Here is a 14,495-nt window from a genome sequence, read left to right as displayed (position 1 = left end):
CCTGATCGGAAGCATGTTCTTCGGTTTTGACGGCTTTTACCCTAAATCATAAGGAAGGTGTGCAAATATCATGACTGAACCAGCCCTGATATTAAAAGATGTCTCTAAAACAATCAATCATACCCCTATTGTACAGTCAATTTCTTTCGATGTGAGAAAAGGCGAGATTTTCGGCCTTTTAGGGCCGAACGGCTCAGGAAAAACCACTATTTTCAGAATGATCGTACAGCTTATTAAAAAAACAGAAGGAGCCATTTCATTCAGAGGCAGACCGGACAGCGACTTTGAATATTTTATGAGACATATCGGGGTTATCATTGAAGGCCCGGATATGTATCCGAATATGACCGCTTTGCAAAACCTAAAATATTTTACTAAACTGCGCAGCACCTCGCTGCGAACGGATGACCTTATGAATACCCTTGCAAAAGTCGGGCTAGAGCAGGCTGCCCGCAAAAAAGTGAAACATTTCTCATTAGGTATGAAACAGCGCTTGGGGCTCGCTTATTCTCTTCTTCACAATCCCGGATTATTAATTCTGGATGAACCGATGAACGGCCTCGATCCTAAAGGAATGAAAGAATTGCGCACCATTCTTTCCGATTTAGCGAAGCAAGGGGTTTCCATTTTATTATCAAGCCATTTATTGTCGGAAATGGAGGAGATTTGCGATAGGGTTGCCTATATTAAAAAGGGACGGATTTTAGGAATTGAAGACATGAAGAACAGACATGACCTTGGTCAGAAAAAACTGTTTACCGTCACGGTCGATCATCCGGCAAGGGCGAAAGAAATATTAGAGCAGGACGGTATTCTTCAAGTACAGCAAAAAGACAGCCGCATCATTGAATTGGAAGCGGAAGAAGATACCATCCCGTATGTCATTAAATCTTTGGCAGAGAAAGAGATTCTGATTTCCCGCGTTTCTGCAAGAACTTTATCATTGGAAGAGAAATACATGATGATTACAGATCAGGAGGACGCGGTATGAGCATATTTCATCTGGCGCAGAACGAATTCATAAAAATAACCCGAAAAAAAGGCACACTTTTATCTCTTTTTTTCCTGTTTCTCATCGTTTTGCTGGCCGGCCTTATTATGAATCATGAGTTAGATGCTTCCTCGGATAACAATTGGAAAGAACGGCTTCTCGCCGAAAAAAAACAGGAAGAAATTGATAAACCCGCTGAAACGACAGGCGTTTATTATTCTGCTGATGTTAAGAATAAAGACTATTATTTGGAGCATAACATCAACCCTTATGAATGGAACGGCTGGAGGTTTTTCGGCACGGTTACTTCAAACGGGCTTGAGATTTTCGTCAGCTTGACCGCGATTTTAACCGTCAGCGGGGTTGTTTCTAAAGAGTTTGCCCTTGGAACGATTAAGTTTATCGCTACAAGCCCGAACCGAAGATGGCGGATTTTAACATCGAAATTTCTGGCCTCCCTTCTGTTTACCGGTATGATTTACTTATTTTACTGTGTGAGCTGTTTGCTGATCGGCGGCGTGTTATTCGGTTTTTCCAATGCTTCATATCCGCTCGTCTATACTCATTTAAATGACAGTCTGTATACCATCAGTTCAATCAAAGCATCCGGAATCATTCTGCTTTTGCGTTTCATATCAATTATAAGCATTGTCACCATTGCGTTCACTTTGTCAGTATTGTGCAAAAGCCAGGCGCTCTCCCTTTGCTTATCGATTTTACTGCTGTTTGCCGGCAGTATATTGGGCGGAACTGATTTGCTTGCCCAATTTACGTGGTATAAATTTACGCTCTTTCCGCATTTAAATCTCGTTGCTTATGTAAATAAAAGCGCGGGTGATGCGATTTCAACGTTAAACATCCCCTATTCCATGACGGTTATAGCGATCTACTTTCTTATTTGTTTATTGATTTCTTTTTCCGTCTTTCAAAAGAGAGACATTACAGCATAGACAGAGAGGCGGCGGCATAATGAGCGGACGGCAGGAAATACTGCCGGTCCAGCAATTTGCCGCTGGCCGCCCCTTGGTCCATCGCTAATGGATTCAAATAACCGAAGCTCCCGCTGCTTCGCTGCTGAAAGTGTAGAAATTCCCGCCCTTCCCGTATAAAAAGCGCCTCATCGAATTGGAGAAATTTCATAATGGCAGTGTATTTTGCAACGGCGTCAATGTGATACTTTCTGCACTCGGCTAACATTAAACCTGAAAAAGCAAAGTCTGATGTTTTGTACCATTCCGTGAGAAAAGGCTGCAATTCATTCATTTGCAAATAAGTGACGGCATAAAGGGCATCCGCCTGTTCTTGCTGGATGCTGCCCGGCGCCATGAGCAAATCGGCCTCACGTTTCATCCCGGTTTCTAAGAACACGATCAGTTCTTCCGGAGTCACCGCCCCAAAATAAGCCCCTAACACCATGAGGATCATAGAGGAGGACTCTGATTTCAGTTCCTCTTGTAAACCGCGGGCCATTTGTTCAAGTCCGTTATGAAAAAAGATGCTTTTTGCGGCATCTATCCTGCGGTACACATGATACGCATACGCGAACAGGACCGGATGGCATTCGTGTGTTTTTTCTCCGAAATAACAGTCTAGGAATAGAATAACTTCTTCTGTATCCTTTCTGCTTTCAACATGATGACATGCCGCTAAACCGCAAAACAGGTGCATGAGATCATCTGCTTCCATTTCTTCCGGCTGCAGCTGAATGTTCTTCCAAAAACCCAGCAGCCATTCTTCTGTTTTTTTTATATTAAAATGTTCCTTGACTATCTGCATGTTCCACACTCCAGATTCAGAATCTCAATCGCCGGCAGAAGAGCCGGCGCACAATGAATGGATGGATTCTCGTTATTTATATGATGAAGAGCCGCTTGACAGCCATAAAAAAATGGATCGATACACGATTGGATAAATAACATATTGCACAGCTGTTTCATTTTTCGGCTGCCGAGACAAAACACAAGCCATTTTTGAATGGACACTTTCAAGCCGGGATGAAGCAGATGCTCTCCCTCATTCAAATGAAGAAGACAGTACTCGACAAACTCCAGCTCGTTTTCAGCTGTTCTTTTCCATGCGTCATGGAGCAAAGGCTGAAACATCGAATTCTTGTAAAAGCGCACTTTTTCATGGTCAGTTGACATTCCCAGCTCGCTCAGCAAACCGACGAATTCGGCGTATTTAAAATAAGGCCATTCTTTTTTTATAAGATAGCCGTTTTGCAATCCGTGACGTATGACCTGATCATCCGAATCTATTCCCTGCTTCTTTTTATAAGCTTTTGCCGTTAAATAGATATGAATCAACTCATTGACAATGGCCGTGTTACAGTGAAACAGATCTTCCCAGCATGACTTATCAACGAAAGCGGAGGCAATCCTTTCAGTATGTTCTTTTACAGCGGAAGAATGGCTCGTCTTCCTGTAGTACTTGCAGAAGCCGGCAAACAGCTGAATGCTCTTTTGATCCGGAAGCGATTGTTCAGCAAAAGATAATAAAAATTGGTCTGTCTCTTCAGCTAATCTATTCAAGTTAATCGTTCCTTTCTGCTCTAAGACAGGCATGCGCGGCACCAGCGGCGACAAGTGTTGTATGATAGCAATGTTTGAACACATCTTCTCTTCGCTGTTCACCTGTCAAACCGGGTTTATGTTGATAGGTGATGCTCGGGACATTCCCCTCTTTCATTCGGCCCTGATAGATTTTATTCCAGGCTGCTTCATAGAGCGGTTTATGGTTGTCCTTATCCATGTTGATATGTAAAAAAGAGCTGCACATCAATAATTCACTGGTAATATCTAAATTCTCAAGACAGATATAGATCCCGAGAAATTTCAGGACCTTTTCTTTTAACGACGGCAGATGATACTCTTTATCTGTAAGCGAAGAACATCCCATGTCTGTTATATAAAAAATCGTATGAGTGATGCTGTACGCATCATGATCCGTCATATATGTATTTGGGATATCCTGACCAGCTGCTGTGTAGTGATATAAGTCAGAAAAATCCGTTATTTCCGAGGTTACGCCTGCTCTTTGCAGACTGTACTTCAGATCCATTTTCCGAAAGGGAACTTTAGCAAGGCTGCAATCAAAACGCGCTGCCGTGAATTTTTCCAGCTCCCATATCACCGAAGCCCGTGACGGGTGATCAGTCAAGGTAAGAAATTCACCCGCAATAGCCAATCCGGCGAGACCGTCCGGATCAAAATGAATAAATTCTTCAAGCTGATCATTACGGAGCCTTTCTGTAATAAACTCCGTTAAAACAGCAACTTCCTTATCATCTGCCTGATTTCTGATCAGGTAATTGGTAAGAAAAATGAGTTCTATAAATGTTTTAAGACGCCACCTGAAATCATTCGCTACTTTATGATTCATATCGAAATAATGGATATTTTTAATAATCCATGACAGTGCTCCCCGCTTAATTTCTGTTATATACTCTTGTGTCAAACTCTCACCGCCTCGTCTCAGATGTGTAGGCTCCAAACAGTGATTATCCTACTTTTGAGCGGCTAAATCAGAGAAATTCAAATTCGGGTTTTGATTGTCTTCTTGGCTCGGCACTACAAGCACCCAGCCGCTCCAAGCGAAAGAATTGCCTGATTGTTCCGCATCTCCGGCTAACAAATGTGTCGGGATCGTGATTCTTTTTTCTTCTTTTATTTTTTTAAAGTTCATATCTCCATCTCCTTCAGTTTATAGAATTATTTGGAACCTACATAAATATATTAATCAAATAAGGTATATAATGTAAACTAGTTTTGATATAACGATTCTTTTTCACTATAACTAAATAGTATATAATTACCAAAAACAAAAAAGCCCGGACTTAGTCCAAGCTTTCCTGCGTGCCGAACACCTTCTCATTCCGTTCCAGCATTCGGGTCAGATTTTTTTCAAATACCATTTCCTCTTCCGGCGATAATCCGGCTGCATACAGGCGTCCGCTGAGTTCCTTCAGTTCAGTCAAAAGCGCCAGCATTAAGTCTTGCACGGTAATGTCCGTTTGCAGCAATTCGCTTAATGAAGCCATCGTTTCGGGCCGGATATCGGGATATACGCCTTTTGTATCGTTGCTTTTGTCTTTTAAAGCGGCTTGATAGAAACGTCTGATCAGATCGGCGCGTTCGCTTCCGCTTTTATCGGCGCAGAGGTAAATCTGAACCGCGGTTCCGCCCCGCAGGCGTCTTTGTGAGATTCCCGCGAATTTTCGGCCGCCGATGCTGAGATCATAGCTGCCCGGACAGTACGATCCTTTAATTTCATATGCTTCAATTTCGGCATGGTGCGGACGCAGCATCCGCCGCACCAGCTCTGTCATCGCCTCGTAGCCTCTGTCGATGTCGATGCCTTTTTTCTCGTCTTCAAAAATAAGCGAGATATTCAATACGCCTTCGTCCAGTACGACGGCGAGGCCTCCGGAATTGCGGACAATGACACGGTAGCCTTCGTCCTCCAGCAATTTCACGCCGTCCTCTAAAAACGGCAGGCGCGTGTCCTGAATGCCGAGCACGATCGTCCGGTGGTGCACCCAAGAGCGTGCTGTCGCAGGCGATTCCCCTTTGCCTACGGAGGCGCACAGCGTATCATCCATTGCGAATGACTGCTTCGCATCAAAATAAGGGCCGAGGCTGGATTGGTCAATGATTCTCCAGCTCGGCTGCATCAGTAAATCAATCGGTTGCTTTCCCATCTATATTAAATCCCTTTCGTCATAGGCTTTCCATGCATTTATTATATCACTCCGCTTGTGATGATTGAAATTGGCTTTTCAAAAGAGCAATGAAGATTTCTTTGTTTTTTGTGTTCTCCATAATGGAAGATTGGATGATAGACAGTTTCCGTTTTAAGGAGAATCCTTTTATCTCAAGCACGGAAATGCTGCCGTGAAGCAGATCCTTTTGCAGCACGCTTTTTGACAGAACGGAAAGACCCATTCCGCTGATCACGGCTTCTTTGACGCCCTGGTTGCTGCTGATCGTCATCATGGATTTCGGCCGCAGTCCGTTTGATTGAAGGACGTGGTCTAAATATTCCCTCGTTCCCGAACCCTTCTCCCTCGTCACCCACGCTTGATTTTGCAATTCGGCAGCCGGGATGTTTTTTCTGTCGGCGAGCGGGTGTCCGTTCGGTGCGGCAATGCACAATTCATCCTCCATAAACGGCTGAATGTCGAGCTCGTTTTTCCCCGTATGCCCTTCAATTAATCCGATATCGGCTTGAAGCATCCGAACCGCTTCGCTGACCTCCTCCGTGTTTCCGATCATGACGTCCAGGTTCAGCTCGGGATACTCGTTATGAAGCTTTGCGAGAAGCGGCGGCAGAATATATTCGCCGATGGTAAAGCTCGCGGCGATTTTGAGCTTCCCTTTGACATAATGATGATGGGCGTAAATTTCGGATTTCGCCTGTTCGTACAAAAAGACCATCTGCTTGGCGCGCTGATAGAGAATGTCCCCCGTCGGTGTAGTCGTAAAGTGCTTCGGAGAGCGGTTCAGCAAGGCGGTTTGAAATTCTTTCTCCAGGTTTTTAATGTGAAGGCTGACGCTCGGCTGAGAAATCATCAGCTTCTGCGCCGCCTTTGTAAAGTTTTTTTCTTCCACGACGGCAATGAATGTTTTCAGTTCCCCATAATACAAAAAGCATCGCCCCTAATTATTATTTTTCCTAATCGTTTAGATCATATAAATATATTTTACTAATGATTAAGACCGCAGTAAAGTGGAGTTATCAAGATAATGGGAAGTGACTGAGATGAAGATGGTAAAAGGTGTTTCAGTTACCGCAGGAATTGCGTTTGCGGCTTTCTATGTCAGCCGCCTGCCGTTTTTTCATATGTTCGGAATGCTTGTCCTTGCAATGCTGATCGGCATGCTCTGGCGCGCCGTATTCGGACAGCGGGCGGCATTAGAGCCGGGGATCGCGTTCTCAAGCAAATACTTGCTGAAAGCAGGCATCATCCTGCTTGGCATGAGACTGAATCTGGCGGATATCTATCATGCGGGCTGGCACGTATTTGCAATTGCCGTCTGCTGTATGATGTTTGCGGGTGCCGTTGTATACGGACTGTCCCGGCTGTTCCGTATAGATCAGACACTCAGCACGCTGACAGCCTGCGGCACAGCGATCTGCGGGGCGGCTGCCATTGCCGCGATCGCGCCGCAGATCAGATCAAATGAAAATGCAGCCGCCATCAGCGCGGCCGCCGTTTCGTTATTAGGAACCGTTTTTACTGTTGTATATTCTCTTGCTTATCATGGATTGGGCTTTTCTCCTGCGGCTTACGGAGCCTTTTGCGGGGCAACGCTTCACGAGGTGGCGCATGCGGCGGCGGCCGGCAGCGCCGGAGGAAAAGCAGCCGTCGAGATGGCGGTGATCGTCAAACTGACCCGGGTCGCGCTGCTCGTCCCGGCCGCATTCATGCTCGGAATGCGGGCGCGCCGCAGCGGAAAGTCAAAGACGGCTTCTGCCGCTTCGCTCCCCATCCCTTGGTTTATCTTCGGATTTCTCGGAATGAGCGCCATCCATACATCAGGCGTTATTTCAGCCTCGTTTTCCGCGTTTCTTGTTCAAGTGTCTTATGTTTTAATCGGCATGGCGATGGCGGGTCTCGGTTTGAAAGTCCATATATCGGCGTTTCGTCATAACGGCTGGCGGGCGCTCGCAGCAGGCTTGATCGGTTCTCTCTGTTTGTCCCTGTTCGGCTGGGCCGCAGTGACGTTTTTTCTATAAAAAAAGCCGGCCCTCGTAAAGGCCGGCTTTTGCGGATTACAGCGCTTGAGCAGCCGTAATTAACGCAAGATTGTAGACGTCTTCCGCATTACATCCTCTGGAAAGATCGTTTACAGGCATATTCAATCCTTGCAGAATCGGTCCGACCGCTTCAAAGCCGCCTAAGCGCTGAGCGATTTTGTAGCCGATGTTTCCTGCTTCAAGGCTTGGGAATACAAATACATTCGCGTCTCCTTTAATGTCGGAGTCCGGCGCTTTTTTCTCCGCGACAGACGGCACAAATGCAGCGTCGAATTGGAATTCGCCGTCAAGCGTAAGCTCAGGCGCTTTTTCCTTCGCAATTTTCACCGCTTCAGCCACTTTGTCCGTCTCGTCTGATTTCGCCGATCCTTTTGTAGAGAAGCTGAGCATGGCAACGCGCGGGTCAATGTCAAACATTTGAGCCGTATTGGCGCTTTCAATGGCGATTTCGGCAAGGTCCTGACTGTCAGGAGCAATGTTGATCGCGCAATCAGCGAACACATACTGCTCGTCACCGCGGGCCATGATGAAGACGCCTGATGTTTTTTTCACGCCTTCTTTTGTTTTGATGATTTGCAGTGCAGGGCGCACCGTATCAGCAGTAGAATGTGCAGCTCCGCTGACAAGTCCGTCTGCGAGACCTTTGTACACAAGCATCGTGCCGAAATAGTTTTCGTCCAGCAAAGCTTTGCGGGCCTGTTCTTCCGTCGCTTTGCCTTTGCGGCGTTCTACGAAAGCCTGAACGAGTTCTTCCATGCCTTCATATGTATGCGGGTCAAAAATGTCCACGCCGTCAAGCGTAAGATTTAATTCTTTCGCTTTTGCTTGAATGTCTTCTTTATTGCCGACTACGATCGGCTTTAATACCTTGTTGCCCGCCAAGTTGTTGACCGCAACCAGGATACGTTCGTCCAACCCTTCAGGAAATACGATTTTCACATCTTTTCCTGCGACTTTTTCTTGTACTTTTGTAAATAAATCTGCCACGATATACCCTCCTCTATGTTGACAAAAAACGCTTACTTTTACAGCATACTCTTCTTCCAGCTAAATTCAAATAACCAACTTCTATTATAGCGCTTTCAAAAAGAAATCTTATTTTTCTAACTAATTTAATTGACCGTTTGTTCACGGCATAGTTTCTGACACAAGGCTTCGGATTATTCAAGGTTTCTCCACAGCCGAAACGGTTAAACTGTGATATAGTGAAGGCATCAATGTAATGAAAAGATATAGGAGTGAAGATACATGAGTGAGCAGCAAAAAACGAACGAAGCCGCCCAAACGCTTGACGGCTGGTACGCGCTTCACGATTTCCGCACAATGGACTGGACGTCATGGAAGATGTTATCCAGCGATGAGCGCCTGTCGATTATTCACGAATTTACGGGACTGCTTGAAAAATGGGGCGTCGCCCAAAAAGAAGGCAAAGGCTCTCAAACCATCTACAGCATCGTCGGACAGAAAGCTGATTTTATGCTGATGATTCTTCGCCCGACAATGGAAGAGCTGAACGAAATCGAGCTTGAATTTAACAAATCAAAGCTTGCTGAATTTACAATCCCGGCTTATTCTTACGTGTCCGTGGTTGAGCTGAGCAACTACCTCGCAAGCGGAGAAGGCGATCCGTATGAAAATCCGCATGTCCGCGCCCGCCTGTATCCTGAGCTGCCTGAAGCGAAATACGTCTGCTTCTATCCGATGGATAAAAGAAGAAGCGGCAATGACAACTGGTACATGCTTTCTATGGATGAACGCAGAAACCTGATGAGAAGCCACGGCTTGATCGGACGGAGCTATGCCGGCAAAGTCAAACAGATTATCACGGGATCTGTCGGTTTTGACGATTACGAATGGGGCGTCACGCTCTTCAGCGATGATGTGCTTCAGTTCAAAAAACTTGTTTACGAAATGCGCTTTGATGAAGTCAGCGCGCGCTACGGCGAATTCGGTTCATTTTTTGTCGGAAACCGCTTGTCTCTCGACACGCTTCCGAAGTTTTTGCACGTGTAACACCCACCCGCCTGTCCGGCGGGTTTTTCCTTTGTCAGAATTTAAATAAAATTTGCTATTTTTATCATTTTTTTTTACGATGTAAAGGAGATTCCATTTTGGTAAAGGGGTGCAGACAGTTGTCAAAACGAACCGCGTTTATTATGGGAGCCAGTCAGGGGATCGGCAAAGCGATCGCTCTGAAACTGGCGGACAATGGCTTTCATACCGTCATTAATTCACGAGTTCCCGAAAATATCGAATCGGTAAAAGAAGAGATCCTCGCCAAACATCCGGATGCGGGCGTCACCGTTCTGGCCGGGGATATGTCGGATCAGAAGACAAGAGCCGGCATTTTTGAAGAGATCAGATCACAATGCGGACGGCTTGATGTATTGATCAACAACATTCCGGGCGGCTCGCCGGATACCTTTGAAAACTGCGATATAGAGGATATGACAAATACCTTTACGAATAAAACGATCGCCTATATCGACTCTATGAAAACGGCCGCAGCAATCATGAAACAGCACGAATTCGGCAGAATCATTAATATCGTCGGAAACCTATGGAAAGAACCCGGCGCCAATATGTTTACCAACAGCATGATGAACGCCGCTTTAATTAATGCCAGCAAAAACATCGCCATTCAGCTTGCGCCTTTTCACATTACTGTCAACTGTCTGAATCCCGGGTTTATCGCCACAGACCGTTATCACCAATTCGTGAAGAATGTCATGAAGCAAAACGGCATTTCTAAAGCGGAAGCGGAAGAACGGATTGCCTCAGGCGTCCCGATGAAGCGTGTCGGAACTGCGGAAGAAACCGCGGCGCTGGCTGCCTTTCTTGCCTCTGAAGAAGCCTCCTATATTACCGGACAGCAAGTATCAGCCGACGGCGGCAGCATGAAAAGCATATAATAAAAACATCCCGCTCTCAGCGGGATGTTTCTTGTAATGAAGGAAAGGACAAACCGAGCTTTTGAATCCGCAGCACGAATTCCCTTAAATCACCCTGTTTTGCCACCATTGATATTCTGACATAACGCTTTCCGCCGCTGCCGAAAATCTCGCCGGGCGTCACGACAACATGGGCATGCTCCAGCAAATAGTCCGAAAACTGGTGTGAAGACTCGAATTCATTCGGAATTTCAGCCCATACATAAAAAGTCCCTTTCGGTTTTTCAATGCTCCAGCCTAATTCCTTTTCACATAACCCCGTGAAAAAGTCAATCCGTTCTTTATATGTGCGCTTCAGACGCTCCGTATGCTCAGGATTTCCTGACAGCGCCGCCGCTGCCGCCTGCTGAAGACCGCCGAACATGCCGACGAAGACGTGATCCTGAAACTCATTGACCGCCTGAATGATTTTCTCATTCCCCACGGCAAATGCCATTCTCCAGCCTGCCATATTGAAGGTTTTCGAAAATGAATAAAGCTCCGCGCCGACCGTTTTCGCTTCTTTCGCCTGAAGAAAGCTGGCCGGATTCTGATCAAATTCGAACGCGCCGTATGCAAAATCGTGAATAAGGTGGATGTCATGTTTTTTTGCAAACGCTGCCGCTTTTTCATAAAACGCCTGATCCGCAGTCGCGCCCGTCGGGTTATTCGGGTAATTCAAAAACATCAGCTTGGCTTTTTTCAGGACGGCGGGATCAATCCGCTCAAAATCCGGCAAATAGCCGTTTTCCGGATGAAGCGGCATCTCATGCAGCTCCGCTCTGGCCATTGTAATGCCCGATAAATACTCAGGGTAGCCGGGGTTCGGGACTAAGGCGATATCGCCGGGATTCAGCAGGCATTGCGTCAAAACGTACAAACCAGCTTTCCCTCCGCCGAACAGCGCGACTTCTGTCTCCGGATTGACCGATACCCCGTACTCTCTCTCATAAAATTCCGCGATGGCTTCTTTCAGAAACGGATAGCCTCTGAACGGGCCGTATCCGTGATACGAAGGATTCAGCGCAGCCTCCCGCAAGGTTTCAACGATATGCGGCGGTGTGGGGAGATCGGGATTCCCCTGCCCGAGATTAATGATCTGGGCTCCCGTTTTCTCCAACTCTTTTACCTTTTGAAAAACGAGCGAAAATTCCTGTTTCGGAAGTGTCTTGATGACGTCGGACGGTATGATTTCCATCTGAAAGGCTCCTTATAAATGAATTTGCTCTGATTCGTTATTCCGTTCTGAAAAGGATTTATTGACCAGTTTTGTATGCAGAAACAGCCCGCTGACCAAAAGGACGATAAACGCCATGATGACTGCCGCGTCTACAATGTTGATCAGCATGGAACCGACGGCGATGCACAATCCGATGGACGCCTCCGCCACCGAAAAGATCCGGCCCTGAATCTGGTTTGCCGCGTTCTCCTGAACTTTGACCTTCGCCAGCACCTCACCGTATTCCATTGCGATAAAGAAAAGAATGGCGGCAATGACTGACACGGCGAAAATCGGGGTAAACAAAAACAGCTCAAGCGAGACGATCGATAACACTGTAAAATACATCAGCCCTTTATTGTTGTTAAAGCCCCATTTGCTGACAAGACCGGCGCCGATAAAGCCGCCGAAGCCGATACAGAACGTCAGGATGAAATTTCCAATTTCCCCGTCGCCTAAAAAGCGGCTGACAATCGGGAAATAGCTGTAGACGACACCCCACAAAAGCGCCATCGTAATCATCGTGAACATGGCGTTTAACACAAAAGCATTTGTTTTGATTTCCTTCAGGCCTTCTTTAAACGACTGAAAAGCTTCTCTCACGTTTTCTGACTGAATCGGCACGTATTGAAGCTTAATGCGGCTGATGAAAAACGCGGAGACAAGATAGGTCACCCCGTTAAAGGCGACGGCAAGCTCCACAGAACCGCCTAACAGAAAAAGTCCGCCGGCTGCAGCGCCGACAATAATCGAAATCGTCGTGGCTTTTGCAAACAAAGTGTTGATATTTTTAATATCCGCTTCTAAAGACGACATGACCGCGAGACGTGCCGGGTTAAAAAACACGCCGCTTCCGTAAGAAACAAACAGCAGCGCCAGAAAAAGCAGCGGATATTCGCCTTTCGGGAGAAATGTCAGCCCCAAAAAGATGACGCCTCTGATCACATCCGTCCACAGCATGATTTTCACCCTGTCGAGCCGGTCCACGAGCACGCCTAAAAACGGCTGAAACACCATCGGAATACTGCGGACCGCGATGACGCCGGACGTCACCCAGTAGTCGTGATAGTATGTAGACAAAATGAGCAGAGCCGGGAGAACGCAATAGTCTCCCATAAACGAAAGCGCCTGCCCGAAAAGCAAATACTTAGAGTTCGGTTTCAGCTGTTTCATACCGGTAACGCATACTTTGCAGTCAGCTTCGCCTGCTGCTGAATTTGTTTGATTGATTCGGCCACGTCACCCGAATTGCTTCCTTTCAGCTCGAACGCCGCAATGCTGTTGAACGCTTCGAACAGCCGCAGATCCACGGATGTACCCGCCTCGGCCGCCGAGAAAGAAACGATTTCGGTGTCTCCCTTTAAGACGCCGTCGGGAATGTCAATGCTTTCAATGACGAAATCGACAGCCGTCTCAGGCAGCTGGCCGTTCTCTTTGAAATGCTGAGGATACAAGTGGCAGTCGGCGACATAGCATGGCTCCTGCTCCAATAATCCTTTCGGCAGATCGGCTTCTTTTCCGAAACAGAGAACATCCAATAACAGCTGCGCCATATCGACGCCGAAGACCTTTTTAATATTCGGAATCATGTTCCAGCCCGCAAATCGTGCCGCTGATTCAATCAGTCCGGCTTCCCGGTTTTTCATTAATTTAATCTCTGTATGTGTTGCGCAGTTTTCGAGGCCGAGTCCTTCATTCGCCTTTTTGGCTGCTTCGACGATTTTCCGCTTCGCGTCATCATCCAGGATGGACGGCGTAATATGCGATGTCTCCGTGAATCCGATTTGCGGTGTTTTATCATGAATTGCGACAGGGAAGTATTCTCCGTCGGCCATGATGCCTTCTATGCTGATATAGTCGGAATAACCGCTTGTTTCGTACCAGTCGTCATACTCGCCCTGCAAAAATTCTTCCGCGATAAACGGCGCTTCAAACGTGACCGCTTTCGGTACGTTAATCGACTTCAGGTATTCATTGACTCTGTTAAATTCGGCTTCTGCCGTTTCCCTCTCTTTGATGAGCGTCACGCCGATGGAGCTCGCCAGATATGTAGGCTTCAGAATGAGCGGCGTTCCGATTTCCTGAAGCGCGGCGCGGAAATCTTCCAGCGTCGTCACCCGTCTGTTTTTGATAGACTTGACGCCGGCCCGGTTGAAAGCGGCTCTCATTTTGTTTTTATCTCTGGCATTTTCAGCGGCCTGTACGCCCGCTCCCCGCAGGCCGAGACGTTCACACGCTTTTGCCATCGGAGCGATAAACAGTTCATTGTTGGTCGTAATGGCGTCAACCGCGAACATGCCGGCCACCTTGACGATTTCTTCGACTACTTCTTCCTCAGGTTTGTCATGATCTTCATGAGCCCAGTAAATCGAATCGGGATGCTCAAAATCAGCCAGACTCTTAAAATAGTCTTTATCTTTTATGACCGCGACCGAGTATTTTTCAATTAATGCCGCATGAGAGGCTGTAATTGCAAAAGGTCTCGGAATAAAGCTGACGAGGTTGTATTTTTCGGCTGCGCTTTTGTAAAACATATGCGGCGGGCATCCCCCAAGGTCAGCGATAACCAATACTGTTTTTCTCTCCATATGTAAAC

15 protein-coding genes are annotated in these 14,495 nt (G+C 46.7%); 5 read left to right on the top strand and 10 right to left on the bottom strand.

Translation table 11 applies throughout. The annotated features are described in order from the left end of the window. Positions 1 to 70 precede the first annotated feature (70 nt). Together NQS30_RS00285 and NQS30_RS00280 are read left to right on the top strand one after the other, a co-directional pair. Positions 71 to 991 (top strand): ATP-binding cassette domain-containing protein, encoded by a 921-nt coding sequence (locus tag NQS30_RS00285; protein ID WP_020957981.1) that lies wholly within the window; start codon positions 71 to 73, stop codon positions 989 to 991. Then, entirely contained in the window at positions 988 to 1,941 is a 954-nt protein-coding gene (locus tag NQS30_RS00280; protein WP_012118698.1) for an ABC transporter permease, read from the top strand. The genes NQS30_RS00285 and NQS30_RS00280 overlap by 4 nt, the downstream gene beginning before the upstream one ends. Here NQS30_RS00280 and NQS30_RS00275 read toward each other — a convergent pair. The 6 genes from NQS30_RS00275 to NQS30_RS00250 all read right to left on the bottom strand — a co-directional run bounded on the left by NQS30_RS00275 (position 1,931) and on the right by NQS30_RS00250 (position 6,636). Then, a complete protein-coding gene (locus NQS30_RS00275) occupies positions 1,931 to 2,767 on the bottom strand; it encodes a hypothetical protein (protein WP_085341586.1) in 837 nt (278 codons plus the stop codon). The genes NQS30_RS00280 and NQS30_RS00275 overlap by 11 nt on opposite strands. Then, positions 2,758 to 3,555, bottom strand: coding sequence for a hypothetical protein (locus NQS30_RS00270; protein WP_023357180.1), 798 nt, complete (start codon positions 3,553 to 3,555; stop codon positions 2,758 to 2,760). The genes NQS30_RS00275 and NQS30_RS00270 overlap by 10 nt, the downstream gene beginning before the upstream one ends. Beyond that, complete coding sequence (locus NQS30_RS00265; RefSeq protein WP_218791410.1) at positions 3,524 to 4,447, bottom strand: DUF6895 family protein; 924 nt, start codon at positions 4,445 to 4,447, stop codon at positions 3,524 to 3,526. Before NQS30_RS00265 ends, NQS30_RS00270 begins: the two co-directional genes overlap by 32 nt. A gap of 48 nt (positions 4,448 to 4,495) precedes the next feature. Continuing rightward, a complete protein-coding gene (locus tag NQS30_RS00260; RefSeq protein ID WP_003151018.1) occupies positions 4,496 to 4,675 on the bottom strand; it encodes a hypothetical protein in 180 nt (59 codons plus the stop codon). Positions 4,676 to 4,826: 151 nt separating this feature from the next. After that, a complete protein-coding gene (lipL, locus tag NQS30_RS00255) occupies positions 4,827 to 5,690 on the bottom strand; it encodes an octanoyl-[GcvH]:protein N-octanoyltransferase (protein ID WP_007407665.1) in 864 nt (287 codons plus the stop codon). 46 nt (positions 5,691 to 5,736) lie between these two features. Then, on the bottom strand, positions 5,737 to 6,636 hold the full coding sequence (locus NQS30_RS00250) for a cysJI operon transcriptional regulator CysL (protein ID WP_039253434.1): 900 nt from the start codon (positions 6,634 to 6,636) through the stop codon (positions 5,737 to 5,739). A gap of 115 nt (positions 6,637 to 6,751) precedes the next feature. On the opposite strand from NQS30_RS00250, the gene NQS30_RS00245 reads away from it, so the two are divergent. Next, a complete protein-coding gene (locus NQS30_RS00245) occupies positions 6,752 to 7,729 on the top strand; it encodes a YeiH family protein (RefSeq protein WP_072589681.1) in 978 nt (325 codons plus the stop codon). Between the two features lie 36 nt (positions 7,730 to 7,765). Here the strand turns inward: NQS30_RS00245 and pta are convergent, their stop codons facing one another. After that, positions 7,766 to 8,737, bottom strand: a complete 972-nt coding sequence (pta, locus tag NQS30_RS00240; RefSeq protein WP_003151012.1) for a phosphate acetyltransferase — start codon at positions 8,735 to 8,737, stop codon at positions 7,766 to 7,768. 261 nt (positions 8,738 to 8,998) lie between these two features. Between pta and hemQ the strand changes: the two genes are divergently transcribed. Together hemQ and bacG are read left to right on the top strand one after the other, a co-directional pair. Further along, a complete protein-coding gene (hemQ, locus tag NQS30_RS00235) occupies positions 8,999 to 9,763 on the top strand; it encodes a hydrogen peroxide-dependent heme synthase (protein WP_003151011.1) in 765 nt (254 codons plus the stop codon). Positions 9,764 to 9,882: 119 nt separating this feature from the next. After that, positions 9,883 to 10,662, top strand: coding sequence for an NADPH-dependent reductase BacG (gene bacG, locus NQS30_RS00230; RefSeq protein WP_007407669.1), 780 nt, complete (start codon positions 9,883 to 9,885; stop codon positions 10,660 to 10,662). A 16-nt stretch (positions 10,663 to 10,678) separates the two neighbouring features. Here the strand turns inward: bacG and NQS30_RS00225 are convergent, their stop codons facing one another. The 3 genes from NQS30_RS00225 to bacD are packed head-to-tail and all read right to left on the bottom strand — an operon-like array spanning position 10,679 to position 14,487. After that, the gene (locus NQS30_RS00225; RefSeq protein ID WP_025285436.1) at positions 10,679 to 11,878 is read right to left on the bottom strand and encodes a transaminase BacF; all 1,200 of its coding nucleotides are present in this window, start codon (positions 11,876 to 11,878) and stop codon (positions 10,679 to 10,681) included. A 12-nt stretch (positions 11,879 to 11,890) separates the two neighbouring features. Next, positions 11,891 to 13,072: a bacilysin exporter BacE gene (locus tag NQS30_RS00220; RefSeq protein WP_124692678.1), complete on the bottom strand. Its 1,182-nt coding sequence runs from the start codon at positions 13,070 to 13,072 to the stop codon at positions 11,891 to 11,893. After that, complete coding sequence (gene bacD / locus NQS30_RS00215; RefSeq protein WP_012118706.1) at positions 13,069 to 14,487, bottom strand: alanine--anticapsin ligase; 1,419 nt, start codon at positions 14,485 to 14,487, stop codon at positions 13,069 to 13,071. Before bacD ends, NQS30_RS00220 begins: the two co-directional genes overlap by 4 nt. Positions 14,488 to 14,495: the final 8 nt, after the last annotated feature.

This window comes from Bacillus sp. B1(2022), from assembly GCF_040259625.1.
Lineage (GTDB): Bacteria > Bacillota > Bacilli > Bacillales > Bacillaceae > Bacillus > Bacillus velezensis.
The sequence above is the reverse complement of the archived record's forward strand: the minus strand, read 5'-3'. Positions and strand labels throughout refer to the sequence as shown.

Excerpts from the sequence above, each read along its gene's own strand:
- NQS30_RS00285 (WP_020957981.1), top strand. The coding sequence starts at position 71 with ATGACTGAACCAGCCCTGATATTAAAAGATGTCTCTAAAACAATCAAT.
- NQS30_RS00280 (WP_012118698.1), top strand. The coding sequence starts at position 988 with ATGAGCATATTTCATCTGGCGCAGAACGAATTCATAAAAATAACCCGA.
- NQS30_RS00275 (WP_085341586.1), bottom strand. The coding sequence starts at position 2,767 with ATGCAGATAGTCAAGGAACATTTTAATATAAAAAAAACAGAAGAATGG.
- NQS30_RS00270 (WP_023357180.1), bottom strand. The coding sequence starts at position 3,555 with ATGCCTGTCTTAGAGCAGAAAGGAACGATTAACTTGAATAGATTAGCT.
- NQS30_RS00260 (WP_003151018.1), bottom strand. The coding sequence starts at position 4,675 with ATGAACTTTAAAAAAATAAAAGAAGAAAAAAGAATCACGATCCCGACA.
- lipL (WP_007407665.1), bottom strand. The coding sequence starts at position 5,690 with ATGGGAAAGCAACCGATTGATTTACTGATGCAGCCGAGCTGGAGAATC.
- NQS30_RS00245 (WP_072589681.1), top strand. The coding sequence starts at position 6,752 with ATGAAGATGGTAAAAGGTGTTTCAGTTACCGCAGGAATTGCGTTTGCG.
- hemQ (WP_003151011.1), top strand. The coding sequence starts at position 8,999 with ATGAGTGAGCAGCAAAAAACGAACGAAGCCGCCCAAACGCTTGACGGC.
- NQS30_RS00225 (WP_025285436.1), bottom strand. The coding sequence starts at position 11,878 with ATGGAAATCATACCGTCCGACGTCATCAAGACACTTCCGAAACAGGAA.
- NQS30_RS00220 (WP_124692678.1), bottom strand. The coding sequence starts at position 13,072 with ATGAAACAGCTGAAACCGAACTCTAAGTATTTGCTTTTCGGGCAGGCG.
- bacD (WP_012118706.1), bottom strand. The coding sequence starts at position 14,487 with ATGGAGAGAAAAACAGTATTGGTTATCGCTGACCTTGGGGGATGCCCG.